The organism is Nonomuraea sp. NPDC049378, assembly GCF_055586745.1.
In genome coordinates, this window is record NZ_JBVJHP010000014.1 from 240,271 (window position 1) to 263,824 (window position 23,554).

Consider the following 23,554-nt stretch of genomic DNA (forward strand, 5'->3'; position numbering starts at 1 on the left):
CTCGCTGAGAGGGAGGTTTCCGCACGGAAATCGCCCTGAGAGTTCGGAGGTTCGCACGATATCTGCCGGGCCGGGCGGTCCGGTTTACTCGGTGCCATGCGTCCCAAGGCGGAACTCCACCTGCACATCGAGGGCACCCTTGAGCCCGAGCTCGTCGTCGAGCTGGCCAGGCGTAACCGGATCGAGCTGCCGGACTTCGACGTGGAGGCCGTCCGCGCCCGCAACGACTTCGCCGGCCTGCGCTCGTTCCTGGACGTCTACTACGACAACCTGGCGGTCCTGCGTACCGAGGAGGACTTCCACGACCTGGCCGCCGCCTACCTGCGGCGGGCCGCCGGGCAGGGCGTGCGGCACGCGGAGATCTTCTTCGACCCGCAGGCGCACACGAGCCGGGGCGTGCCGCTGGAGGCGGTGTTCGGCGGGTTGTCGGCGGCCCTGCACGGCAGCGACGTTTCGGCCGCGCTGATCCTCTGCTTCCTTCGTGACCGGGGCGCGGAGGAGGCGGAGCAGGCGCTGCGGGCGGCGCTGCCGTTCCGCGAGCACTTCATCGGGGTGGGTCTGGACTCGGCGGAGGTGGGATATCCGCCGTCGTTGTTCCGGCGGGTCTTCGACATGGCCGCCGCCGAAGGCCTGCACCGGGTGGCGCACGCGGGCGAGGAAGGCGGGCCCGACTACGTGTGGGAGGCGCTCGACGTGCTGGGGGTGGAGCGGGTGGACCACGGCATCAGGGCGATGGAGGATCCGCAGCTCGTGGCCAGGCTGAGGGAGGAGCGGATCCCGCTGACCGTGTGCCCGCTGTCGAACGTGCGGCTGCGGGTGGTGCCGTCCCTGCGCGACCACATCCTGCCCGCGATGCTGGACGAAGGGCTGGTCGTGACGGTCAACTCCGACGATCCCGCCTACTTCGGCGGCTACGTCGAGGACAACTACGAAGCCTTGCGCCGGGAGCTGGGAATGACCGGCGAGCAGCTCGACCAGATCGCCGGCAACTCCTTCGCCGCGGCCTTCGCGTACGAGCCCCGGCACGGTGAAGGGGCCCACCCCGCAGGATGGGCCCCTCGTCATCACTCACCAGCTGAGATATGACCTAGCCGATGTTGCACTCCCTGTGCTCGTGGCTGAGCACGTGGTTCAGGACGTTGTCGAGGCCGATGCCTGCCAGGAGGCCGTGGGCGCTCTGGTGGTTGTCGACCTCCTTGCCGATGGTGCCGTCACCACACACGAGGATGATCCTCACGTCCTTGCCGCGGTGGTCGTGGTCGTCGTACGTCGCCGCGAGCGCGGAGCCGCCGGACATGAGCAGCCCTCCGACGAGCCCGGCCAGGATGAGCCCCGATTTGTACATGTCGTATCCCCTTTGGTACGTAATGACTACTCTCTGTAGCTACCGGGAGGTGTTTGCCCTGCCCCGCTCGCCGACAAACTCCCCGATCTTGTTCTTGACCTGCGCGAAAGCAGCACCTGGCAAAGCCGTGCCGGAGATCGTTTCACTTGACGATCACGTGTGCTCCACGGGGACGGCCTTGCCATTCGAGGCCGGGCACGCCGAGGGGCCCATCCCGCAGGACGGGCCCCCGGTTGCGCACCCGCGGCCGGGCACGACGCAGGGGTCCGCCCCTCGGGCGGACCCCTGGTGTTCATCGGCCGCTGAAGTGACTTCAGCCGATGTTGCACTCCCTGTGCTCGTGGCTGAGAATGTGGTTCAGCGAGTTGCCGACGGCGATACCGAGCAGGCCGTTGGCGCTCTGGTGGTTGTCGACACGCTGACCGACGTTTCCGTCGCCGCAGACGAGGATGATCCGCACGTCGCCGTCGCGGCCGTCGTTGTTGAACGTCGCAGCGGACGCGGCGCCGCCGGACATGAGCAGCCCTCCGACGAGCCCGGCCAGGATGAGGCCTGATTTGTACATTTTATCTCCTCTGGTACCTATTGACTACTCTCCGTAGCTACCGGGGTGAGAAATGCCCTGCCCCTCGCTTCGACAAACTCCGGCGTTTCGGTCTTGACCTGCGCGAAAGCAGCGCCTGGCATAGCCGTGCCGATGAACGTCCGGCTTGACCGTCAGGTGTGCTCCCGGGAGGAGCGGGCGAAGATCACATGACCGTTCCGCGACCATGGCGCGCGCCCCTCCTGTGGCCCCAGACTGGTGCCTGTCACGGGAGGCAATCATGACCGCAAGCACCGGATCGTCCGGAACCGCGACCGGCGGACGGCGCACCGAACTCGACGCCATGCGCGCTCTCGTGGTCGTCGGGCTGGTGTTCTTCCACGCGTCGCTGGTCTTCGACTCGCGCGACGACTTCTACGTCAAGAACGCCGAGACGACCGACATCACGTTCATCATCGCGGCGCTCTGCGTGATCTGGGCGATGCCGCTGCTCTTCCTCATCGCCGGACTGGGAGCGTGGCACTCCCTGCGCCGCCGGGGGCCCGGCGCGTTCGCCGTGGAACGATTAGCGCGGCTGGGCGTGCCGCTGCTGTTCGCCCTGGTCACGATGTTGCCGGTGCCTCAGTGGTTGCGGCTGCGGGCCGATCCGGGCTATCACGAGTCCTATCTGGAGTTCCTGCCGAAGTTCTTCGCCGTGCGGCCGGATCCGGGCGACTTCCCGTTCGTCGTGGAGGGGGCGTACTTCGAGACCGGGCACCTGTGGTTCGTGGTGCTGCTGCTGACCTTCTCGCTCGTGCTCGCGCCGCTGGTGCGGTGGGTGCCGCGTGGCTGGGCGCTGCGCTCGCGCGACCGCCTGGTCGCGCTCTCCCAGCCGCGGGGCGCGATCCTGCTGCCCGCCCTGCCGATCGCGGCGATCTGCGCGGTCGCCGGTCTCGAGGAGGCGTTCGGCGGCTGGGACCGCTGGGCGTACCTGGTGTTCTTCCTGTACGGCTTCCTCCTCGTGACCGATCCCGCCTTCCGCGCGGCGATGCGGCGCAACCGGCGGATCGCGGCCGTCGCGGGCGCCGTGCTGATGCTGGTGGGGGTGCCGGGCTTCGTCGTCGCGGGCGACGCCCCCGGCGCGGACGCGTTCACGGACCTGACCCCGCTCGCGGTCGCGATGCGCACGTTGTACGGGCTGGCCGGATGGTGCTGGCTGGTCGCGATCCTCGGCGCCCTCGACCGCCCGCGCCCCGCCTCGGCGCCGGCCGGGCCGCCGAACCGGCTCGCGGCCTCCGTGTCCGCCTACCTGGCGCCCGCCGTGCTGCCGCTCTACATCCTGCACCAGCCGGTCGTCGTGGCCGTGGCCTTCTTCGTGGCCGGCTGGCAGGCGCCGATCCTGGTCGAGTACGCGGTGATCGTGGCACTGTCGCTGGTGCTGACGGTGGCCGTCTACGACGTGCTGGTGCGCAGGACGCGGGTGACGAGGTTCCTGTTCGGGATGCGGGAGCCTACGGGACGGTGAGCACGACCGGGCCGTCGCCGGTGATGGCGACCGTGTGCTCGACGTGCACGCTCCTGCTGCCGTCGGCCGAGCACAACGACCACCCGTCGTCGGCCACGTAGTAGCCGTCGCCGCCGCCGGCCATCAGGCTCGGCTCGATCGCGATGACCAGGCCGGGCCGCAGGCGCAGGCCGCGGCCCCTGCGTGCCTCGTTGGGCACGAACGGCGACTCGTGCATGGCCCGCCCGATGCCGTGGCCGCCGAAGTCGTTCTGCATGCCGTAGCCGGCGCCGCGCCCGACCGTGGACATGGCGTGCCCGATGTCGCCCATCCTGCCGCCGGGCAGGGCCGCCTCGATGCCCGCGGCCAGCGTCTCCTCGGCGACCTTGATCAGTTTGAGGTCTTCCTCGCGGGCGTGGCCGACGGTGAAGCTGACGGTGCCGTCGGCGTGCCAGCCGTCGACGTACGCACCGCAGTCGACGCTGATCAGGTCGCCGTCCCGCAGTTTGTACGCTGTCGGCAGGCCGTGCAGCATCACCCCGTTGACCGAGGTGCAGATCACACCCGGATAGGGCATCGCGCCGAAGGACGGGTGATAGCCGAGGAACGACGCCCCCGCGCGGGCCTCCTCGATGACGGTCCTGGCCACCTCGTCGAGCTGCTTCAGCGTCACCCCGATGCCGGCCCGCTCCCGCACCGCCGCCTGGACGGCGGCGACGACCTTTCCCGCCTCCCGCATCGCGGCTATCTCTCCGGCCGACTTGAGCTCGATCACGGCGCCTCCTCGCTCGATAACTATACCGGTATTGTTATCACAGCCGCGCGCGGCGTGAAGGGCGCTCAGCCGGTGATCTCCGGCGTGCCCTCGTTCGAGGCGGCCGGGGGTCATTGTCAGGGGCTGACCGAGCCTCAGCCGTGCACGAAGGTGCCGCGCGGGGCAAGCACGCGCCGACAGGCAGATAACGAACGGTTCGCAATATTGCCGGGGATAAGGTGCTATTTCTGCGCGCTGCGGGTGAAATCTTCTTTTACGCCGACGCAGGCGATCAGCACATCGGGTACAGGCCGACAGGGGCGGGTGGCGGCAGCGGATCGGCGGGATCGGGCCGGTCGGCGCGGAAGGCCTGCAACAGGTACGCGACATGCCGCCGGGACGCGGCCAGCCTTCCCTCCGGGGAGCCGGTCGCCAGGCCACCGTTGGCCATGAGCAGCAGCGTCAGATCCGACCGGTCGAAGTCGGCACGCAACCGCCCGGCCGCCTTGGCGCGGCGTACCAGCTCGGCGAAGCCCCGTTCGGCGTGCGCACGCACGTCCTCGACGCCCTCCTCGGAGGAGAACCGCGCCAGCAGCGCCACGGTGAAACCGCGTTCGACCACCTGCATGGCGGTCAGCTTCTCGATGAGCGTGCGGAATCCCCGCCACGGATCGGGATCGGCCAGCGCGTCGTCGATGATCGAGGCGCACACGCTCAGCTCGTCGGCGAACACCTCCGCGATCAGCGACTCGCGCGTCGGGAAGCGGCGGTAGAGGGTGGCGACGCCGACTCCGGCACGGCGGGCGATCGCGGCCATCGGCACGTCGAGACCGCGGGCGGCTAACGCCTCGCGCGCGGCTTCGAGGATGCGGTTGCGGTTGTGCAGCGCGTCGGCGCGGAGCCCGGCCGTGGTCGTGCCCGCCGCGGCAGGCCGCATCCGAGAGGAGGCAGCAGGCATGTCTCTCACATTAGCCCAGAGCGGACCGGCTGCTCCGTTTCCCGCCTAGCCTCACGGGCATGCGGACAGCGACAGAGATGCGTGCGGCCCTCTTCGACCGGTACGGCCCGCCGGAGGTGCTCCACGAGGGCGCGGTGCCCGCCCCCGCGCCCGGCCCCGGCGAGGTGGCCGCCCTGGGCTCCCCCATGTCCGGGCTGAAGGTCGGCGACCGGGTCTGGGGCGGTCTGCCCAGAACGTTCGGCGCCGCCGCCGAGTTCGTCGTCGTACGCCCCCGGCACCTGGCCTTCGCCCCGGACGGGCTGGACCTCGTACGGGCGGCCGCCCTGCCGGGCGTGGGCACGACCGCGATCACCGCGCTGCGGGACAAGGCCCGGCTCACGCCGGGCGAGCGGCTGCTGGTGCGCGGCGGGAGCGGCGGTGTCGGCCACGTCGCCGTCCAGCTCGGACGCGCGTACGGCGCGCACGTCACCGCGCTCGCCGGGAGCCGGAATCTCGGCTTCGTCCGGGACCTCGGCGCCGACGAGGCCTTCGACTACGCCACCACCGCGCCGGGCGACCTCGGCAGGTTCGACGTCGTGCTGGACACGGTCGGCACCGGCATGGGCGCCTACCGGCGGCTGCTCGCTCCGGGAGGGCGCATGGTGGGGATCGCGTTCGACCTGGGCAACCCGGCGGCGTCGATCTCGTACGTGCTCGCCTCGGCGGTGTTCGGTCCGCGGCGGGTGCGGTTCTTCAGCGGCGAGCCCGTCCATGACCTGCTGGCCGAACTGGCCAGGCTGGTCGAGGACGGGGCGATCCAGCCCGTCGTCGACACGGTCTATCCGCTCGCCCGCATCGCCGAGGCGCAGCGCGCTCTGGAGGCGGGAGGCGTACGCGGAAAGCTGGTCGTGGAGATCGGGTAGCCGCGCCGGACCGCCCAGGACGGTGCTCACGACGCGCCGGGACCGGCGGGCGGGCCTGTGCACCCGCCCGCCGGTCCCGGTGGAATCTCAGGCCTTCAGCCAGCTCATCATCGGGCGGAGCTTGGCGCCGGTCTTCTCGATCGGGTTGTCGGCCAGCTCCTCGCGCTTGCGGTGGAACTCCTTCTGGCCGCCGTCGAACTCCTCGACGAGCTGCCGGGTGAAGGTGCCGTCCTGGACCTCGGCCAGAATCTGGCGCATCGCCTGGCGGGACTCCTCGCCGATGACGCGCGGGCCGCGGGTGTAGCCGCCGTACTCGGCGGTGTCGGACACCGACCAGTACATCTTCGACAGGCCGCCTTCGTACATGAGGTCGACGATCAGCTTCATCTCGTGCAGGCACTCGAAGTAGGCGACCTCGGGCTGGTAGCCGGCCTCGATGAGCGTCTCGAAGCCCGCCTTGATCAGCTCGGAGACGCCGCCGCACAACACGACCTGCTCGCCGAACAGGTCGGTCTCGGTCTCCTCCTTGAACGTCGTGCGCAGCGCGCCGGCGCGCGTGCCGCCGATGCCCTTCGCGTACGACAGCGCCAGGTCGAGCGCCTTGCCCGAGGCGTCCTTCTCCACGGCCACGAGGACCGGCACGCCGCGGCCGGCCTCGAACTGGCGGCGCACGAGGTGGCCAGGGCCCTTGGGCGCGACCATGCACACGTCGACGCCCTCTGGGGCCTCGATGAGGCCGTAGCGGATGTTCAGGCCGTGCCCGAAGAACAGCGCGTCGCCCTCGACGAGGTTGGGCGCCACGTGGTCGGCGTAGAGACTGCGCTGGATGTGGTCGGGAGCCAGGATCATGGTGAGGTTGGCCTCTTCGACCGCCTCGGACGGCGTGACGACGCGAAGGCCGTCGTTCTCCGCCTTCTCGCGGCTCTTGGAGCCCTCCGGCAGGCCGACGCGCACGTCGACGCCGGAGTCACGCAGGGAGAGCGCGTGGGCGTGGCCCTGGCTGCCGTACCCCAGCACGGCCACGTGGCGCCCCTGGATGATCGACAGGTCGGCCTGGTCGTCGTAGTAGATCTCGGTCACTTGCTCAAAACCTTTCAGGCGGTACGGTCCAGTGCCCTGAGGGACCGGTCGGTGATGGAACGGGCGCCGCGGCCGATGGCCACCATGCCCGACTGTACGAGTTCTTTGATGCCGAACGGCTCGAGGACCTTCACGAACGCCTCGAGCTTGTCGGTGGTGCCGGTGACCTCGATGGTCACGGCGTCGGCCGCCACGTCGATGCAGCGGGCCCGGAAGAGCTGGACGAGCTCCAGCACGTGGGAGCGGCTGTCGGCGTCGGCCCGCACCTTGATCAGCATCAGCTCGCGCTGCACGGACTGCGACGTGTCGAGCTCGACGATCTTGAGCACGTTCACCAGCTTGTTGAGCTGCTTGGTGACCTGCTCGAGAGGCAGCTCCTCGACGCTGACCACGATCGTCATCCGCGAGATGTCGTCGTGCTCGGTCGGGCCGACCGCCAGCGAGTCGATGTTGAACCCCCGGCGGCTGAACAGCGCCGACACCCGCGCGAGCACGCCCGGCTTGTTCTCGACAAGCACGGAGAGCGTGTGTCTAGTCATCCTCGTTCTCCCACTTCGGCGCCATGTCACGGGCGATCTTGATGTCGTCGTTGCTGGTGCCCGCCGCGACCATGGGCCAGACCATGGCGTCCTGGTGGACGACGAAGTCGACCACGACGGGAACGTCGTTGATCTCCATGGCCTTCTCGATCGTCGCGTCGACGTCTTCTGGACGCTCGCAACGCAGGCCCACACAACCATAGGCCTCGGCCAGCTTGACGAAATCCGGGATGCGGCGCGTCGTCTGCAGGTTGGTGTTGGAGTAACGCTCGTCGTAGAAGAGCGTCTGCCACTGGCGGACCATGCCGAGGTTACCGTTGTTGATGACGGCGATCTTGACCGGCACGCCCTCGATGGCGCAGGTGGCGAGTTCCTGGTTGGTCATCTGGAAGCAACCGTCGCCGTCGATGGCCCACACCGTGGCGTCGGGGCGGCCCATCTTCGCGCCCATCGCGGCCGGCACGGCGAAGCCCATGGTGCCCAGCCCGCCGGAGTTGATGAACGTGCCGGGCTTCTCGTAGCCGATGAACTGCGAGGCCCACATCTGGTGCTGCCCCACGCCTGCCACGTAGTAAGCCTCGGGGCCGGCGATGGCGCCCAGCCGCTCCATCACGTACTGGGGCGCCAGCGAGCCGTCCTCCCACGTGTCGTAGCCCAGCGGGTAGGTCGCTTTGTAGCCGTTGAGCGCCGTCCACCAGTCGGTGTAGTCGCCGCGCTCGCCCGAGGCCTGGATCGTGCTGACGAGGTCGCTGATGACCTCCTTGCAGTCGCCCACGATCGGGACGTCGGCGTGGCGGTTCTTCGAGATCTCCGCCGGGTCGATGTCGGCGTGCACGATCTTCGCGCGCGGCGCGAACGACGACAGCTGGCCGGTCACCCGGTCGTCGAAGCGCACGCCCAGGCCGACGATCAGGTCGGACTGCTGCAGCGCGCCGACGGCCGAGACGCTGCCGTGCATCCCCGGCATCCCCATGTGCTGGGGGTGGCTGTCGGGGAAGGTGCCCCTGGCCATCAGGGTGGTGACGACCGGGATGCCGGTCAGCTCGGCCAGCTCCAGCAGCTCGGCGGACGCGCCCGCCTTGTGCACGCCGCCGCCGACGTACAGGACCGGGCGCCTGGCCTCGGCGATCAGCTTGGCGGCCTCGCGGATCTGCTTGGAGTGGGGCCTGGTCACGGGGCGGTAGCCGGGCAGTTGCATGACCGGCGGCCAGGAGAAGGTGGTCTCCGCCTGCAGCGCGTCCTTCGAGATGTCGACGAGCACGGGCCCCGGACGGCCGGTCGAGGCGATGTGGAAGGCCTCCATGATCGTACGCGGGATGTCCGCGGGATCGGTGATCAGGAAGTTGTGCTTCGTGATCGGCATGGTAATGCCAGAAATGTCGGCTTCCTGGAAGGCGTCGGTGCCGATGGATCCGCTCGCCACCTGACCGGTGATCGCCACGATCGGCACGGAGTCCATGTACGCGTCGGCGATCGGGGTCACCAGGTTGGTGGCGCCGGGGCCGCTGGTCGCCATGCACACCCCGACCCGGCCCGTCGCCTGCGCGTAGCCCTCGGCGGCGTGGCCCGCGCCCTGCTCGTGGCGTACGAGGACGTGCCGGACCTTGGTCGAGTCGTAGAGAGGATCGTAGGCCGGCAGAATGGCGCCGCCTGGGATCCCGAACACTGTGTCGACGTCCATGTGCTCCAGCGCCCTCACCAGGGACTGCGCACCTGTCATGCGTTCGGTCATCGGCTCGTTCCTTGCGTGGCTACTCGCTTAAGGACATAAAAAAGGCCCCGTCCCACCATGGAGGTGGGCCTGGGGCGGCGCGCAGGTCGTCGTGCTTCGCTATCGGCCTGCGCGCCGGCGAAGTACTACGAGAATCTCACTGCGAAGCATGGCTTACACGATAGCCGCTCCGAACGCCCCAGTGTCAACTTGGTGGACACATGTCTCAAACGGTGAGACTCGTCCGCATCAGGGAGTCGACCCCGCGGGCCGCCATGGGCCTGGCCACCAGGAAGCCCTGCCCCCGCGTGCAACCCATCTGCTTGAGCAGCTCCAGCTGCTCGGGACGCTCGATGCCCTCGGCCACCACGATGAGCCCGAGGTCGTGGCCGAGCCGCACGATCGTGCGCGTGAGCAGCGACAGCGTGTCGTCCTTGCCGAGGCCCGACACGAACGACGGGTCGATCTTGATCATGTCGACCGGGAGTTGCCGCAGGAACGCCAGCGAGGCGTAGCCGGTGCCGAAGTCGTCGATGGCCAGGCGCACGCCGAGCGCGCGCAGCTCGGACAGCCGCTTGATGGTCTCCTCGGCGTCTTCGACCAGCATCTCCTCGATCACCTCGAGGGTGAGCGCGGAGGCGGGCAGCCCGCTCTCGGCCAGCGCCTCCTCCACGGTCTCGACGAACCGGGGCGCGGTGATCTGGCGGGCCGACAGGTTGAGCGACAGGCCGATGTCCCAGGACTCGGCCCGCCAGGCGGCCACCTCGCGGCACGCCTCGCGCAGGATCCACTCGCCCAGCGGCACGATCAGCCCGGTGTCCTCGGCCGGGCCGAGGAACTGCTCGGGGGGCACGAACACCGACCCGCGCCACCACCGCACCAGTGCCTCGACCGCGGTCACCCGCGACGTGGCGAGGTCGACCACCGGCTGGTACTCGATCGCGAACTGCTGGTCGATCAGGGCCCGCTGCAGGTCGGCGGCCAGCTCCAGGCGGCGCACGACGTCGGCGTGCATCTGCGCGGCGAACACCTCGACCCGCCGCCCGCCGAGCTCCTTGGCGCGTGCCATGGCGACGTCGGCGTTGCGGATGAGGTCGCCCGCGGGCATGTCGTCCTCGGTGAAGGCCACGCCCACGCTGGCGGTCAGGGCCACGTCGCGGTCGGCGACGCGGAACGGCTCCTGCGAGACCGCGCGGACGAGCCGCTCGGCCAGGTCGACCGCGAGCTGCGCCTCACCGCCCGTCTCCACCAGCACCGCGAACTCGTCTCCGCCCCACCTGGCCAGCGTGTCGTCGGCCCGGACGGCGCCGCGCAGCCGCCTGGCCGCCTGGCCGAGGAGGTAGTCGCCGCTGGCGTGGCCGACGGAGTCGTTGACCGAGGTGAACCCGTCGAGGTCGAGGAAGATGACCGCGGTGTTGGCCCCTCCGGTGCCCGGCGTGCGGCCGGAGAGCACCTCACGGGTGCGCTCCTCGAAGTAGGCGCGGTTGGGCAGCCCGGTGATGCCGTCGTGGAAGGTCAGGTGGGCGACCTGGTTGCGCAGGGCCTCCTCGTCGCTGACGTCTCTGGTGGTCACCAGCATCAGCTCGTCGCCGCGGACGTGGCGGGTGGCCACCGACTCGGTGGGGCGCCAGGTGCCGTCGGCGGCCCGCACCCGGCACGCGATCAGGCAGGCGCCCGGCGAGGCGCCCTCCTCGTCGAGGTGCATGGCCCGCATCGCGACCTGGATGCCGGGCACGTCCTCCGGGTGGATGTAGTCGAAGATCGACCCGCCCACCAGCTGGTCGGGGCGGTAGCCGTAGGTGGCCTCGACCCCGGCGCCGATCTCGCGCACCACGCCCTCGTAGTCGCACAGGAACACCACGTCGCCGGTGCTCTCCGCCAGCTCCCTGAGCTGCCGCTCGCCGAGCTTGACCAGACCGCGCAGGCGCAGGTTGGTCGCCGACACCACGAACAGGCGCACGAGCAGGAGCAGCACGACGGAGACCGCGACCACCACGACGCCGGTGACCACCGGCCCTTTCGGCCCTCCCGCCAGGTGCGCGAGCAGCGTGCAGGCCGCGATCGCGACCATCGCCAGCGGCACCACGCCGATCACGCCGGCCACGGCGGGCCCGCCCGCCTGCCTGCCGGGCGGACCCCACGGGACGGCGGCCAGGAGCAGGAACGCGACCGGCGCGAGCATGACGCTCCAGAGCGGCGCGTCGCCTCCGTCGAGCCGCGCCACCGCGACCGCCAGGCCCGCCACGGTCATGGTGGCGAGCACGCCGACGCCGGCCAGCCCGAGCAGCCATGAGGTGGCCTTGCTGGTGAGCACGGACGGGATGACGGCGAACGTGACCAGCAGCGCGATCATCGGTGGCAACATCACGAACGTGAAGGCGGCGGGGTCGGCCGCGTTGGCGTAGACGTGGCGCAGCGCCACCACCCAGCCGATCAGGAAGAGCGAGGCGGCGCACAGGTAAGCATCGGTGACCTGCCGTAAAACGGCTCGCGCCGGGAACTTGCGGTCGGCGGCGATCAGCGCGCCACCGGCCGTGACACCGGCGCCGAGCAGCACGAACATGTCGGCGAAGCTGACCACGAAGCTCTCGGCGAAGGGACGCAGCGCCACACCGGCGGCCCAGATGACGGCGCCGCCGCCCATCCAGCGCGCGCCCATCGCCATGGGGCGATGCGCGGCCGACTTCACCGAGGCGATCAGCAGGGTGGTGGCGGCGGCCAGCGCCGCGAGCCCTCCCGCGACCGCGCCGGTGAGCAAGGGCTGACCGCCCGCGAGTAGCGCGGCGGCGAACGCCACCGCGCCGACCGCCGCCGCCGCGGTCAGCGGCACCCGTGGATCACGCCAGCGGATCACAGTCGTTGCCCATCCCGTCTCGTCCTCTGTGCCCATGACCCGCCGAAGCCCGGCGGACCACTTCGCCAGTGTGTGCGGTTGTGGGTGCGCGGGTGGTGACAACGCCGATGTCGTCACCGATCTGATAACCACACGGACCGATTGCTGCCAATAGCACCTTGACAGTGAGTCAGGAACTCCCTGCAAACGTAACGCTACGCACCGAAGGTCACGGACCAGCCACGTTCCGGGATCCTCTCAGTACGTGTCGGTTATGACATTGATCAGCTGCTCACCTGCGAGATAACGCTCCAACTGGGCCCGGATGAGGCGGAGCACGCGCCGCTCGGACGCGGGGGTGCTGCCCGCGACGTGCGGGGTGATCAGCACGCCCGGAGCGCTCCAGAGGGGATGTCCCTCCGGCAGCGGCTCCGGCGCCGTCACGTCCAGCGCGGCACGCAGCCTGCCGGTCTTCAGCTCGGCGACCAGGGCGTCGGTGTCGACGATCCCGCCCCGGGCGGCGTTGACGAGCACGGCGCCGTCCTTCATGCGGGCCAGGAACGCGGCGTCCACCATGCCGGCCGTGTCGGGCGTGGCGGGCACGAGGAGCACGACGACGTCCGCCGCCGGCAGCAGCGCGGGCAGGTCGGCCATGCCGTGCACGCCGTCGCGGGCGGTCCTGGCCACGCGTACGACCTCGACCTCGAACCCGGCGAGCCGCCGCTCCAGCGCCGCACCGATGGAGCCGTAGCCGACGATCAACACGGTGGAGTCGGCGAGGACGCCGGTGTGGTGGTAGGTCCACTCTCCCCTGCGCTGCGCGTCCACGAACCCGGGAAACTCACGCACCACCGCCACCATCGCCCCGACCGCCCACTCCGCGGTGCCCGCGTCGTGCACGCCGCGCGCGTTGCACAGCGTCACGCCCTCGGGGATGTGCGGGCGGTACGGCTCCACCCCCGCGGTCACGGTCTGCACGAGCCGCAACGAGCTCATCCGCGCGATCGTCCCCCGCACGTCGGGCACGGTGACCAGCGGCGGGATCCAGACCTCCACCTCCTCGACGCCTTCCGGCATCGAGAAGGTGCTGTTGTACACGGCGAATTCGACCCCGGACAGGTCGGAAAGAGCATCAGCCGCCGAATCGGAGGGAACCCAGGTCTTCATGCGGAGAACCTTACGACTCCGGGGGAAGTATGGAACACATGAGGAAGCCCATGAGGAGACACCGCGCGCTCCTGTCGCTGACCGTGCCGCTGACCGTCCTCCTGAGCGGGCTCGCCGGCTGCTCCGGCGCCGGCGGCGATGTGCTCCCGACGGCCGCCGTGACGGCCACGGGTCCGGCCGCCGGCACCCCTGCGGACGTGGCGACCGGGCTGGCCGTGCCGTGGGCGATCGCGTTCCTGCCCGACGGCGACGCCCTGGTCACCGAGCGCGACACCGCCCGGCTGCTGCGGGTCACCGAGGACGGCAAGGTGAGCGAACTCGGCACGATCGAGGGCGTGACGCCGGACGGCGAGGGCGGCCTGATGGGGGTCGCGGTCAAGGACCAGCACGTCTTCCTCTACTACACCGCCGCGGAGGACAACCGGATCGTCCGCTACCGGCTGACCGGCGACGCGCTCAGCGACCGCCGGGTGATCGTCCAGGGCATCCCCAAGGGCGGCATCCACAACGGCGGCAGGCTGGCGTTCGGCCCCGACGGCCACCTGTACGCCTCCACCGGCGAGACCGGCGACCGCGACCTCGCCCAGCAGCGCGACTCCCTCGCGGGCAAGATCCTGCGCATGACCGTGGACGGCGCACCCGCGCCCGGCAACCCGTTCGGCACGCTCGTCTACAGCTACGGCCACCGCAACGTCCAGGGCCTGGCCTGGGACGACTCGGACCGCCTGTACGCCTCCGAGTTCGGCGCCAACGCCTACGACGAGGTCAACCTGATCGAGCCGGGCGCCAACTACGGCTGGCCCGAGGTCGAGGGCCGGGGCGATGACCAGCGGTTCGTGAACCCGATCCTCACCTGGTCGACGGACGAGGCCTCGCCGTCCGGCATGGCGTACGCCGGCGGTTCGTTGTGGGTGGGGGCCCTGCGCGGGGAGCGCCTGTGGCAGGTGCCGCTCGGCGCCGACGGCGCCGCCGGCCGGCCGGTCGCCCACTTCGCCGACCGCTACGGCCGCCTCCGCGCGGTCACCACCGCCCCTGACGGCACCGTGTGGGTGGGCACCAGCAACAAGGACGGCAGGGGTTCGCCGCGGGAGGGCGACGACCGCATCCTGTCGGTCCCCACCTCGTGATCAGGCCCGTTCGGCGTCAGGACGCGGTGCAGGTGATCTGGGGCTGAGCACGGTATTTGGTGGTCAGCTTGTCGTCCTTCTTGACCACCCGGCCGTCCTTGTGGAAGACCCGCATGACGTCGATGGTGAACCCCTGGGCGCCCGTCGTCGCCAGGCAGCCGGGCTCGTTGCTGGTCTCCCGCCGGAACTGGGTGAAGTCCCGCCGTTCCGACTCGATCGCCTCGATCTTGTCGTACCGCTTCGTGCCCCAGAGCGCCACCGTCACCGACGTCTGCGTGAACGTGGTCTTGATCAGCACGCCGTTGTCCGAGTCGTTGCGCCACTTCAGGTCCGACTCCGGATAGGTCAGCACGACGTCACGCCCGGGCGGGAACTGGTCGGTGTAGTAGTCCATCGGCTTGTGCTCGACGTCCTCGAGCCCGCTGAAGTACGCAGCGTTGTACATCGTCGTGGCGAACTGCGAGACTCCGCCGCCGACGATGTTGACCAGGCGCCCGCCGACGGTCTCCGCCGCTTCGACGTATCCGTCCTCGAGGGTCCGCTCGCCCACGACGTCGTTGACCGAGAACGTCTCGCCCGGCTTGACGATGTGGCCGTCGAGCTCCTCCGCCATGCGCTGGATGTTCTTCGCGCGCGGCTGGCAGCAGGCGAAGTTCGTGGTGAAGGTGGCGAGGGTCTCCTTGATGCCGAGCTTGTTGATCTCCGAGGTCGCGACCGCGGGGGCGACGGTGCCCAGCCGCACGGGGATCGTCCGGTCTCCGCCCCCGGCGAACACCCTCTCGGCGTCCCTGGCCAGCAGTTTGTCGTTCACGCCCCGGCCGGTGCGGGCGGGCACCAGCACCGGCTTGCCGTTCACGATGTCGTACGTGGCGTCGCGCGGCTGCTGGGCGGCGGAGACCAGGGTGCTCTCCACGTCGGTGAGCACCGCCTTGGCGTCGAACTGCGGCGCGAGCCCGCCGCTGCCGTCGGAGGCGAAGGACAGGTTGGCCGCGATCGCGGCGGGCGGGACCTGCGCCTGCTTGCCGTCGAGGGTCAGCGTGATGGGGGCGGCGACGGCCTGCCTCGCCTTGGCCAGGGCCGCCCTGACGGCTTCCGGGGTGGTGGTGGGCTTGGACGGTCTCAGGGTGAGCACGACGGAGCCGCCGCCCCTCAGGAAGGCGTCGCCGATCCTCTTCACGGCGTCCTCCCTGTCGAGCAGCACGCCGTCCTGGGGCTGGCGCGCCTTCGGCGTCAGCCCGGAGAAGGCCACCCGGCCCTCCTGCGCGCGCTTGTCCACGGACTCGGCCAGGCCCTCGACGGTCCTGGTGAGCTGGGAGGTGTCGATGTTGATCTTCGGTTCGAGCTCGGTGGTGCCGGTCAGGCCGCGCCACACCTCCTGCGGGCTGGGAAAGCCGCTGGGCGCCTGGCCGATCGTGCCGACCACGTCGAGCTCAAGCCCGGCCTCGTCGGCCTGGATGGTGTCCTTCTTGCCGCCGATGTCGGCCACGACCGGCTTGCTCAGCTGGGCGGCGAGGTCGGTGCGCAGCTTGTCGGCCGCCTGGGTGACGGTCAGCCCGCCGATGTCGACCCCCGACACGCGGGTGCCGCGCAGCACGCTGCCGGACATGAGCACGGCGGGCACGACGTACGACAGCACGGCGAGCAGCAGGACGACCGTGAGGAGGCCGGGCAGCAGGCGCCGTTTGCGCGGCTCGGGCTCGAAGGAGTGCGGGTGCTCGCGCGGGCTCTCCTGGCCGAACACGGGGGCGGACCCCGAGTCCTTGCCCGCCATCGGCCACGGCTGCGCCGGTGGCGGTGCTGGGGGCAGCGCTCCGCCCGAGGGACCGCCCGCGGCGCTCGGGGCTTGGGCCTGCCGGGGCTCCTGTCGTTCCGGCGGTCCGAAGATGTCCCGGGAGACCCCCGGGGGCAGGCCTTCGATCCGCGGTTTCTTGGAGACGCTCGACGTGGGCAGTGGCACCGAGGCGAACGGGTCGGTCGGTGACTCGATCGGTCCGGCGTTTCGCACGCCTCAATCTCCTCCCGGTCCGCAGCCAAGTCTCAGGCAACAGTAAGGCACGCGGATCCGCATATGTCACGGGAAATGACTACGGAAGTGTGTCAACCTAGCCACCGGTAGCGATGTTCCGGACGACCGGCCGTGCCGTAACGCGGCCGGAGTTCGGCCTGCCCTGCCGCGCAGAGGTGTTCGAGATAGCGGCGGGCGCTCACCCGCGACAGGCCCGTGAGCTGGGCGGCCTCGGTCGCCGACAGGTCGCGGCCAGCCTCCCGCAGGCTGTCGGCGACCAGCGCGCACGTGGCCGGCGACAGGCCTTTCGGCATGGGAGCCGCGGTCATGGGCGTGCCGAAGAGCCGGTCGACGTCGTCCTGGCGGGCCTCGGGGCCGATGGCGGTGATGCGCCTGCGGGTGTCGGCGTACTGCTGGAGCCGCTCGGTCAGGGCGGTGGCGGTGAAGGGCTTGATCAGATAGTTGACCGCGCCGCCGCGCATGGCCTCCTTGACCGTCGGCACGTCGCGGGCCGCGCTGATCATGATGACGTCCACGTCGTTGAGCGCCTTGAGCACCTCAAGCCCTGACATGTCGGGCAGGTAGATGTCGAGCAGCACGAGGTCGGGCCGCTGCTCCGCCGCCGCGGCCAGCGCGCCGGCCCCGTTGTGGGCGACGGAGACGACGCTGAACCCCGGCACGCGGGACACGTAGCCGCTGTGGATCCGCGCGACCATGAAGTCGTCGTCGACGACGAGCACCCTGATGTCGTTCACGACACCGTCCCCGCCCGCTCCCTGGCCGGAAGGAGGGCGGTGAAGACGGCGCCGCCCGCGTCCGTCACCCGCACCCAGCCTCCTCTGCGCAGGCACGCCTGCCGGGTCAGGGCCAGGCCGAGACCGCGCGGCCCCGACTGGGCGGCCTTGGTCGTGAAGCCCTCCCTGAAGACCTCCTCCACCAGGCCGGGAGCGATGCCGGGGCCCGAGTCGCCGACGCGCACCCGCAGGCCGTCGTGATCGGCCCGAACCGACACCTCGATCGTGCCCTCGGCGCCGTCGAGCGCGTCGATGGCGTTCGCGACCAGGTTGCCCACCACCAGCACCGCGTCCTGCGGGTCGCCGAGCAGGCCGACCGGCACGGTGGAGTCGTCCGACAACACGAGCGTGGCGCCCCGCTCGGCCGCCTCCGCGGACTTGGCCAGCAGCAGCGCGGCCAGGGTCGGGTCCTGGACCCGCTCGCGCAGCCCCGCCGCGTACGAGCCGCCGGTGGTGCGGGTGATGAAGCCGATCGCGGCCTCGTGCTCGCCCAGCTCCAGCAGCCCGACGACGGTGTGCATACGGTTGGCGAACTCGTGTGCCTGCGCCCGCAGCGCCTCGGTCGCGCTGCTGGCGTCGTCGAGCTCGCGGGCCAGGTGGATGAGCTGGGTGCGGTCGCGCAGGGTCACCACCCAGCCGCGGTGGTGGCCGCGTACGGAAACCGGGGTGCGGTTGAGCACCAGCACCCGGTCGCCGTGCAGCACGACGCGGTCCTCGCCGGGGTCGGCGCCCCCGAGCACGTCGCGCATGCGCTCGGACACCGGCATCTCGGTCAGGTCGGCGCCCACGTCGCCCAGCAGCTCGCGGGCGGCGTCGTTGACCAGGGTGACACGCCCGCCGAGGTCGAGCGCCAGCACGCCCTCCTTGACGCCGTGCAGCACCCCCTCGCGCTGCTCCAGCAGGGCGGCGATCTCGCGCGGCTCCAGGCCGAACGTCTGCCGGCGCACCCGTGCGGTGATCAGCGCGGCCAGCGCGAGGCCGGCCAGCAGCACGGCGAGCGCCGTCCAGATCAGCGGCGGGAGCGCGTCGACGACCTGGCTGATGACCGTGGTCTCCAGCACGCCGACCGAGACCAGGCCGATGACGTCGCCATATTCGTCGCGGATGGGCGTCTTGCCCCTGACCGTGGTGCCGATCGTGCCGGTCTCCTTGCCGACCCAGCTCCGGCCCGTCCTGAGCACCGTGCTGCCGTCGGTGGACAGCTGCTTGCCGATCAGCGAGGCGTTGGGATGGGCGTAACGTTTCTGGTCGGTGTTGGCGATCACGACGTAGTCGGCGCCGGTCTCCTGCTGGACGCTCATGGCCAGCGGCTGCAACACCGTCTCCGGCTCGCTCAGCTTGAACGCCTCCCGGACCTGCGGAAGCGCGGCCACCGACTGCGCGATCGCCAGTGCCCGTTGCTGGTGGAGCGAGGCCAGCTGATCACGCGTGTGCTCGGCCCACACGCCACCGGTGCCCCCCACGGCGAGCAGCACGATCACCATCTGAAGCGCGAACAGCTGGGTCCCGAGTGAGGCCTCACGAACCCGTCTCACGGGCACATGGAAACAAATCGAGGTCACGGCCAGGTCGCGGGGGGTGCCGCAGGAACCCGCGACCAATACGACCACTATGACGGCAACCGCGCAAAGGGTCGACTCCGGAGAGCAGGGGCATCACGATCCGGGTCTTGTCACCGTGAAAACCCTTCTTGGAGTGATCATGCGCTTGCGCGTATTCGCCGCCCTCGCGGCCATCTCCCTTGGCGCACTGACCGGCTGTGGCGAGACGGCGGGCACCTCCGCGAGCTCGCCGTTGCGGATCATGGCCCCGGCCGCGCCCGGGGGCGGCTGGGACCAGACCTCCCGCATCGCCGAGCAGGCCATCAAAGCGGCCGACCCGCAGCGCAAGGTCGAGGTGTACAACGTGCCCGGCGCCGGAGGCACGATCGGCCTGGCCCAGCTCGCCGGCGAGAAGGGCAACGGCAACCTGCTGATGACCATGGGCCTGGTCATGGTCGGCGCCATCGAGCAGAACAAGTCGAAGGTCACGCTGGCGGAGACCACGCCCATCGCCAAGCTGACCGAGGAGTACGAGATCGTCGTCGTGCCGGCCGCGTCGCCGTACAAGACGCTGGACGACATGGTGGCGGCCTGGAAGGCGGACCCGTCGAAGGTGTCCATCTCCGGCGGCTCCGCGGGCGGCACCGACCACATCGTGGCCGGTCTGATGGCCAAGGCCGCGGGCATCGACCCCAAGCAGGTCAACTACATCGCCCACTCGGGCGGCGGCGAGGCGCTCAACGAGCTGCTCGGCAACAAGGTGAGCGCGGGCATCTCCGGCGTGGCCGAGTTCGCCGAGCACGTGAAGTCGGGCAAGCTGCGCGCGCTGGGCGTCACCTCCGGCGAGCGGCTGCCGGACCTCGACGCTCCCACGCTGAAGGAGGCCGGGCTCGACGTCGAGCTGGCCAACTGGCGCGGCTTCGTCGCCCCTGCCGAGCTCTCCGACGCCGACAAGAAGGCGCTGACCGACCTGGTCACCAAGATGCACGACGCGCAGCCGTGGAAGGACGCGGTGGCCAAGAACGGCTGGATCGACTCGTTCCAGACGGGACAGCAGTTCGCCGACTACCTGGCCGCCGAGCAGACCAGGGTCAAGGCGATCATCGCCGAAATGGGGCTCGTCTCCTGATGGCCCGCTGGTGGCGGCCCGAGCTCGGGCTGGCGCTCGTCGTGCTGGCGCTGGGCGTGCTCGTCGTGGTCGGGACGCTCGACGTCTCCGCCGCGGCCTCCCAGCTCGGCCTCGGGCCGCGCTTCTTCCCCATGCTGGTGGGCGGCGCCATGGTGCTCATCGGCCTGTTCTACGTGGCCGACGTCGTACGCGGCGGGCGGGGCGACCCCGAGGAGAGCGAGGACGTCGACGCCGACGCGCCCGCAGACTGGCGCAGCGTCGGGCTGGTCAGCGGGATCTTCCTGGCGTTCAGCGCGCTGCTGAACGTGCTCGGCTGGATCATCGGGGCGAGCCTGCTCTTCTTCGGCCTCGCCGTGGTGCTCGGCGCCGAGCACAGAACGCGCGCCGCCGTGATCGCGGTGGTCGTGGCGATCAGCACGTACCTGCTGTTCGTCAAAGGGCTCGGCGTGTCGCTGCCCGGCGGGCCGCTGACGGGGGTGATCTAGGTGGAGTCGCTGCAGCTCCTCCTCGACGGCTTCGCCGCCGCGCTCACCCCGGTCAACCTCATGTACGCGCTCATCGGCGTCACGCTCGGCACGCTCGTCGGCGTGCTGCCCGGCATCGGGCCCGCGATGACCGTGGCGCTGCTGCTGCCGATCACGTTCACGGTGCCGCCGGCCAGCGCGTTCATCATGTTCGCCGGCATCTACTACGGCGGCATGTACGGCGGCTCCACCACCTCCATCCTGCTCAACACGCCGGGCGAGTCCGCCTCCATGATCACGGCCCTGGAGGGCAACAAGATGGCCAGGCGGGGCCGGGCCGCCCAGGCGCTGGCCACGGCGGCCATCGGCTCGTTCGTGGCCGGGACCATCGCGACCGCGCTGCTGGTCGTGGCGGCACCCGCCGTGGTGAGCTTCGCGATCTCGTTCGGCCCCGAGGACTACTTCGCGCTGGCCGTCCTCGCGTTCACCGCCGTCTCATCCGTGTTGTCCCGTTCGGTCGTACGCGGCCTGGCGTCCCTGGGGCTCGGCCTGGTGATCGGGCTGATCGGCATCGACCAGCAGACCGGCCAGGCACGGCTCACGCTGGGCATCCCGCAGCTGCTCGACGGCATCGACGTGGTGATCGTGGCGGTCGGGTTGTTCGCGCTCGGCGAGTCCCTCTACGTGGCCTCGCGGCTGCGCCACGCCATGCCCGAGGTGGTGCCCGTGGGCCGGGCGTGGATGGGCCGCTCCGACTGGGGACGCTCCTGGCTGCCCTGGCTGCGCGGCACCGCGCTGGGCTTCCCGTTCGGCGCGCTGCCCGGCGGAGGCGCGGAGATCCCCACCTTCCTGTCGTACGCGGCCGAGAAGCGCCTGGCGCGCGGCGTGGCCCGCGAGGAGTACGGCAAGGGCGCGATCGAGGGCGTCGCCGGCCCCGAGGCGGCCAACAACGCCTCCGCCGCCGGCACCCTGGTCCCGCTGCTCACGCTGGGCCTGCCGACGTCGGCCACGGCCGCGATCCTGCTGGCCGCCTTCCAGCAGTACGGGCTCCAGCCCGGCCCGCAGCTGTTCGACCACAACCCCGCGCTGGTGTGGGGCATGATCGCCTCGCTGTTCATCGGCAACGCGATGCTGCTGGTGCTCAATCTGCCCATGGCGCCCTTGTGGGCGCGCGTGCTGCGGATCCCCCGCCCGTACCTGTACGCCGGGATCATCCTCTTCGCCGCGCTCGGGGTCTACGCCGTCAACGGCACCGTGGTGGACCTGTTCGTGCTCTATGTGCTCGGCCTGCTCGGCTACGCCATGCGGCGCTTCGGCCTGCCGGTCGCCCCCGCGGTGATCGGCATGATTCTGGGCCCGATGGCGGAGATCCAGCTCCGCAGGGCGCTGGCCATCGGCGCGGGGGACGCGAGCGTGCTGGTGGGCAGCCCGATCGCGGTCGTGCTGCTGGTGCTGGCGCTCCTCGCCCTGCTCACGCCGCTGCTGAGGAAGGCGCTGGCCCGGCGTAGCGTCGAGACGGCCCCGCCGTCCCGCGACGAGTGACCGTACGCCACCCGCCGTGCACCGGTGACCGGGCCGACCGGGAAGACCGGCACCCACCGGCCGCACCGGGCCGTCCCGGTCACCCCCGCACGCGCCGGGGCCCCGCCGGTGGAACGGCGGGGCCCCGGCGGCCGTGAGAGGCCCGGTTATTCGGAGACGCCGAGTTTCTCCAGGATCAGCTGGCGGGCGCGGGCCGCGTCGGCCTTGCCCTTGCTGGCCCGCATCACGCCGCCCACCAGCGCACCGGCCGCGGCGATCTTGCCGGAGCGCACCTTGTCGGCCGCGTCGGCGTTGTCGGCCAGCACCTGGTCGATGATCGCGGACAGCTCGCCCTCGTCGTTGACGATCTGCAGCCCGCGCTTCTCCACCACCTCGTCGGGCGTGCCCTCGCCGGCCAGCACGCCTTCGAGCACCTCGCGCGCCAGCTTGTCGTTGAGCGCGCCCGAGGCGACCAGCTCGGTCACGCGGGCGATGTCGGCCGGCGTGATGGGCAGGTCGGCCAGCGGGGTGGCGGTCTCGTTGGCGCGCCGCGCCAGCTCGCCCATCCACCACTTGCGCGCGTCGGCGGGCGGGGCCCCCGCCGCGACCGTGGCCTCGACCAGGTCGATCGCGTCGGCGTTGTGCATGGCCTGCATGTCGAAGTCGGACAGACCCCAGTCGGACTGCAGCCGCTTGCGCCTGACCGACGGCAGCTCGGGCAGCGCCGCCTTCAGCTCGGCCACCCAGGCCGGGTCGGGCGCGATCGGCACCAGGTCGGGCTCGGGGAAGTAGCGGTAGTCCTGCGCCTCCTCCTTGGACCTGCCGGACGTGGTGGTGCCGGTGTCCTCGTGGAAGTGGCGGGTCTCCTGGACGATCTTCCCGCCGTCGGTGAGGACGCCCGCCTGCCGCTCGATCTCGCTGCGGACGGCCCGCTCGACGCTGCGCAGCGAGTTGACGTTCTTCGTCTCGGTGCGGGTGCCCCACTCGGACGCGCCACGCGGCATGAGCGAGACGTTGACGTCGCAGCGCAGCGAGCCCTCCTCCATGCGCACGTCGGAGACGCCGAGCGAGCGCATGATCTCGCGCAGCTCGGTGACGTAGGCCCTGGCCACCTCCGGCGCGAGCCGGTCGGTGCCCGGGATGGGCTTGGTCACGATCTCGACGAGCGGGATGCCGGCCCGGTTGTAGTCGACGATCGAGTAGTCGGCCCCGTGAATGCGGCCGGTGGCGCCGCCCACGTGGGTGGACTTGCCGGTGTCCTCCTCCAGGTGCACGCGCTCGATCTCGATCCGCACGGTGTTGCCGTCGACCTCGACGTCGACGTAGCCGTCGAAGCAGAGCGGCTCGTCGTACTGTGAGATCTGGTAGTTCTTCGGCATGTCCGGATAAAAGTAGTTTTTCCGGGCGAAGCGGCACCACTCGGCGATCGAGCAGTTCAGTGCCAGGCCGATGCGGATCGTCGACTCGATGGCCATGGTGTTGGCCGTCGGCAGCGCGCCGGGCAGCGCCAGGCAGGTCGGGCAGACCTGCGTGTTGGGCGGAGCGCCGAACGTCGTCTTGCAGCCGCAGAACATCTTCGACCTGGTGCCCAGCTCGACGTGCGTCTCCAGGCCGAGCACCGGCTCGAACTTGTCGAGCGCTTCGTCATAGACCATGG

At 70.7% G+C, this 23,554-nt stretch carries 20 protein-coding genes; 7 read left to right on the forward strand and 13 right to left on the reverse strand.

The annotated features are described in order from the left end of the window. The first annotated feature begins 96 nt into the window (after positions 1-96). Complete coding sequence (locus ACZ6SA_RS29815) at positions 97-1,086, forward strand: adenosine deaminase (RefSeq protein WP_465831799.1); 990 nt, start codon at positions 97-99, stop codon at positions 1,084-1,086. 1 nt (position 1,087) lies between these two features. Here the strand turns inward: ACZ6SA_RS29815 and ACZ6SA_RS29820 are convergent, their stop codons facing one another. After that, positions 1,088-1,345 carry a hypothetical protein gene (locus ACZ6SA_RS29820; protein WP_443154809.1) on the reverse strand — a complete coding sequence of 86 codons (258 nt, stop codon included), beginning with the start codon at positions 1,343-1,345 and terminating at the stop codon, positions 1,088-1,090. A gap of 313 nt (positions 1,346-1,658) precedes the next feature. Then, entirely contained in the window at positions 1,659-1,910 is a 252-nt protein-coding gene (locus tag ACZ6SA_RS29825; RefSeq protein WP_465831801.1) for a hypothetical protein, read from the reverse strand. Between the two features lie 259 nt (positions 1,911-2,169). On the opposite strand from ACZ6SA_RS29825, the gene ACZ6SA_RS29830 reads away from it, so the two are divergent. After that, positions 2,170-3,393 (forward strand): acyltransferase family protein, encoded by a 1,224-nt coding sequence (locus tag ACZ6SA_RS29830; protein WP_465831803.1) that lies wholly within the window; start codon positions 2,170-2,172, stop codon positions 3,391-3,393. Here ACZ6SA_RS29830 and map read toward each other — a convergent pair. Both map and ACZ6SA_RS29840 read right to left on the reverse strand, forming a co-directional pair. Next, a complete protein-coding gene (gene map, locus ACZ6SA_RS29835) occupies positions 3,380-4,147 on the reverse strand; it encodes a type I methionyl aminopeptidase (RefSeq protein ID WP_443154812.1) in 768 nt (255 codons plus the stop codon). The genes ACZ6SA_RS29830 and map overlap by 14 nt on opposite strands. A gap of 271 nt (positions 4,148-4,418) precedes the next feature. After that, a complete protein-coding gene (locus tag ACZ6SA_RS29840) occupies positions 4,419-5,084 on the reverse strand; it encodes a TetR/AcrR family transcriptional regulator (RefSeq protein WP_465831806.1) in 666 nt (221 codons plus the stop codon). Between the two features lie 77 nt (positions 5,085-5,161). On the opposite strand from ACZ6SA_RS29840, the gene ACZ6SA_RS29845 reads away from it, so the two are divergent. After that, positions 5,162-5,986, forward strand: a complete 825-nt coding sequence (locus tag ACZ6SA_RS29845) for an NAD(P)-dependent alcohol dehydrogenase (protein ID WP_465831902.1) — start codon at positions 5,162-5,164, stop codon at positions 5,984-5,986. A gap of 87 nt (positions 5,987-6,073) precedes the next feature. On the opposite strand, the gene ilvC is transcribed toward ACZ6SA_RS29845, so the two are convergent. The 5 genes from ilvC to ACZ6SA_RS29870 all read right to left on the reverse strand — a co-directional run bounded on the left by ilvC (position 6,074) and on the right by ACZ6SA_RS29870 (position 13,316). Next, complete coding sequence (ilvC, locus tag ACZ6SA_RS29850; protein ID WP_347645544.1) at positions 6,074-7,057, reverse strand: ketol-acid reductoisomerase; 984 nt, start codon at positions 7,055-7,057, stop codon at positions 6,074-6,076. A 23-nt stretch (positions 7,058-7,080) separates the two neighbouring features. Further along, the gene (gene ilvN / locus ACZ6SA_RS29855) at positions 7,081-7,605 is read right to left on the reverse strand and encodes an acetolactate synthase small subunit (protein WP_347645385.1); all 525 of its coding nucleotides are present in this window, start codon (positions 7,603-7,605) and stop codon (positions 7,081-7,083) included. Then, positions 7,598-9,337: an acetolactate synthase large subunit gene (locus ACZ6SA_RS29860; RefSeq protein ID WP_347645386.1), complete on the reverse strand. Its 1,740-nt coding sequence runs from the start codon at positions 9,335-9,337 to the stop codon at positions 7,598-7,600. Before ACZ6SA_RS29860 ends, ilvN begins: the two co-directional genes overlap by 8 nt. 205 nt (positions 9,338-9,542) lie before the next feature. Continuing rightward, a complete protein-coding gene (locus tag ACZ6SA_RS29865) occupies positions 9,543-12,170 on the reverse strand; it encodes a putative bifunctional diguanylate cyclase/phosphodiesterase (protein ID WP_465831809.1) in 2,628 nt (875 codons plus the stop codon). Between the two features lie 237 nt (positions 12,171-12,407). Beyond that, entirely contained in the window at positions 12,408-13,316 is a 909-nt protein-coding gene (locus ACZ6SA_RS29870; protein WP_465831811.1) for a 2-hydroxyacid dehydrogenase, read from the reverse strand. Positions 13,317-13,366: 50 nt separating this feature from the next. On the opposite strand from ACZ6SA_RS29870, the gene ACZ6SA_RS29875 reads away from it, so the two are divergent. Next, positions 13,367-14,443, forward strand: a complete 1,077-nt coding sequence (locus ACZ6SA_RS29875) for a PQQ-dependent sugar dehydrogenase (RefSeq protein ID WP_465831813.1) — start codon at positions 13,367-13,369, stop codon at positions 14,441-14,443. Positions 14,444-14,459: 16 nt separating this feature from the next. Here the strand turns inward: ACZ6SA_RS29875 and ACZ6SA_RS29880 are convergent, their stop codons facing one another. From ACZ6SA_RS29880 to ACZ6SA_RS29890, 3 genes are all read right to left on the reverse strand, one after another. Next, positions 14,460-16,448 (reverse strand): VanW family protein, encoded by a 1,989-nt coding sequence (locus tag ACZ6SA_RS29880; RefSeq protein ID WP_465831815.1) that lies wholly within the window; start codon positions 16,446-16,448, stop codon positions 14,460-14,462. 92 nt (positions 16,449-16,540) lie between these two features. Continuing rightward, positions 16,541-17,203 carry a response regulator gene (locus tag ACZ6SA_RS29885; protein ID WP_347645395.1) on the reverse strand — a complete coding sequence of 221 codons (663 nt, stop codon included), beginning with the start codon at positions 17,201-17,203 and terminating at the stop codon, positions 16,541-16,543. Further along, positions 17,200-18,777, reverse strand: coding sequence for a sensor histidine kinase (locus ACZ6SA_RS29890; protein WP_347645397.1), 1,578 nt, complete (start codon positions 18,775-18,777; stop codon positions 17,200-17,202). The genes ACZ6SA_RS29885 and ACZ6SA_RS29890 overlap by 4 nt, the downstream gene beginning before the upstream one ends. A 166-nt stretch (positions 18,778-18,943) precedes the next feature. Between ACZ6SA_RS29890 and ACZ6SA_RS29895 the strand changes: the two genes are divergently transcribed. From ACZ6SA_RS29895 to ACZ6SA_RS29905, 3 genes are read left to right on the forward strand one after another with little or no spacing between them, the layout of a single operon-like run. After that, entirely contained in the window at positions 18,944-19,912 is a 969-nt protein-coding gene (locus tag ACZ6SA_RS29895) for a Bug family tripartite tricarboxylate transporter substrate binding protein (protein WP_347645399.1), read from the forward strand. Continuing rightward, positions 19,912-20,397 carry a tripartite tricarboxylate transporter TctB family protein gene (locus tag ACZ6SA_RS29900; protein WP_465831818.1) on the forward strand — a complete coding sequence of 162 codons (486 nt, stop codon included), beginning with the start codon at positions 19,912-19,914 and terminating at the stop codon, positions 20,395-20,397. Before ACZ6SA_RS29895 ends, ACZ6SA_RS29900 begins: the two co-directional genes overlap by 1 nt. Then, the gene (locus ACZ6SA_RS29905; RefSeq protein WP_347645403.1) at positions 20,398-21,918 is read left to right on the forward strand and encodes a tripartite tricarboxylate transporter permease; all 1,521 of its coding nucleotides are present in this window, start codon (positions 20,398-20,400) and stop codon (positions 21,916-21,918) included. It begins immediately after the preceding gene. 146 nt (positions 21,919-22,064) lie between these two features. Here the strand turns inward: ACZ6SA_RS29905 and gatB are convergent, their stop codons facing one another. Beyond that, positions 22,065-23,552, reverse strand: a complete 1,488-nt coding sequence (gatB, locus tag ACZ6SA_RS29910; protein WP_347645545.1) for an Asp-tRNA(Asn)/Glu-tRNA(Gln) amidotransferase subunit GatB — start codon at positions 23,550-23,552, stop codon at positions 22,065-22,067. Positions 23,553-23,554: the final 2 nt, after the last annotated feature.

Bases quoted from the DNA above. Each gene is read 5' to 3' on its own strand.
- ACZ6SA_RS29895 (WP_347645399.1), top strand. From the start codon at position 18,944: ATGCGCTTGCGCGTATTCGCCGCCCTCGCGGCCATCTCCCTTGGCGCA.
- ilvN (WP_347645385.1), bottom strand. From the start codon at position 7,605: ATGACTAGACACACGCTCTCCGTGCTTGTCGAGAACAAGCCGGGCGTG.
- ACZ6SA_RS29870 (WP_465831811.1), bottom strand. From the start codon at position 13,316: ATGAAGACCTGGGTTCCCTCCGATTCGGCGGCTGATGCTCTTTCCGAC.
- gatB (WP_347645545.1), bottom strand. From the start codon at position 23,552: ATGGTCTATGACGAAGCGCTCGACAAGTTCGAGCCGGTGCTCGGCCTG.
- ACZ6SA_RS29830 (WP_465831803.1), top strand. From the start codon at position 2,170: ATGACCGCAAGCACCGGATCGTCCGGAACCGCGACCGGCGGACGGCGC.
- ACZ6SA_RS29840 (WP_465831806.1), bottom strand. From the start codon at position 5,084: ATGCCTGCTGCCTCCTCTCGGATGCGGCCTGCCGCGGCGGGCACGACC.
- ACZ6SA_RS29900 (WP_465831818.1), top strand. From the start codon at position 19,912: ATGGCCCGCTGGTGGCGGCCCGAGCTCGGGCTGGCGCTCGTCGTGCTG.
- ACZ6SA_RS29815 (WP_465831799.1), top strand. From the start codon at position 97: ATGCGTCCCAAGGCGGAACTCCACCTGCACATCGAGGGCACCCTTGAG.
- ACZ6SA_RS29860 (WP_347645386.1), bottom strand. From the start codon at position 9,337: ATGACCGAACGCATGACAGGTGCGCAGTCCCTGGTGAGGGCGCTGGAG.
- ACZ6SA_RS29875 (WP_465831813.1), top strand. From the start codon at position 13,367: ATGAGGAGACACCGCGCGCTCCTGTCGCTGACCGTGCCGCTGACCGTC.
- ACZ6SA_RS29820 (WP_443154809.1), bottom strand. From the start codon at position 1,345: ATGTACAAATCGGGGCTCATCCTGGCCGGGCTCGTCGGAGGGCTGCTC.
- ACZ6SA_RS29825 (WP_465831801.1), bottom strand. From the start codon at position 1,910: ATGTACAAATCAGGCCTCATCCTGGCCGGGCTCGTCGGAGGGCTGCTC.
- ACZ6SA_RS29845 (WP_465831902.1), top strand. From the start codon at position 5,162: ATGCGTGCGGCCCTCTTCGACCGGTACGGCCCGCCGGAGGTGCTCCAC.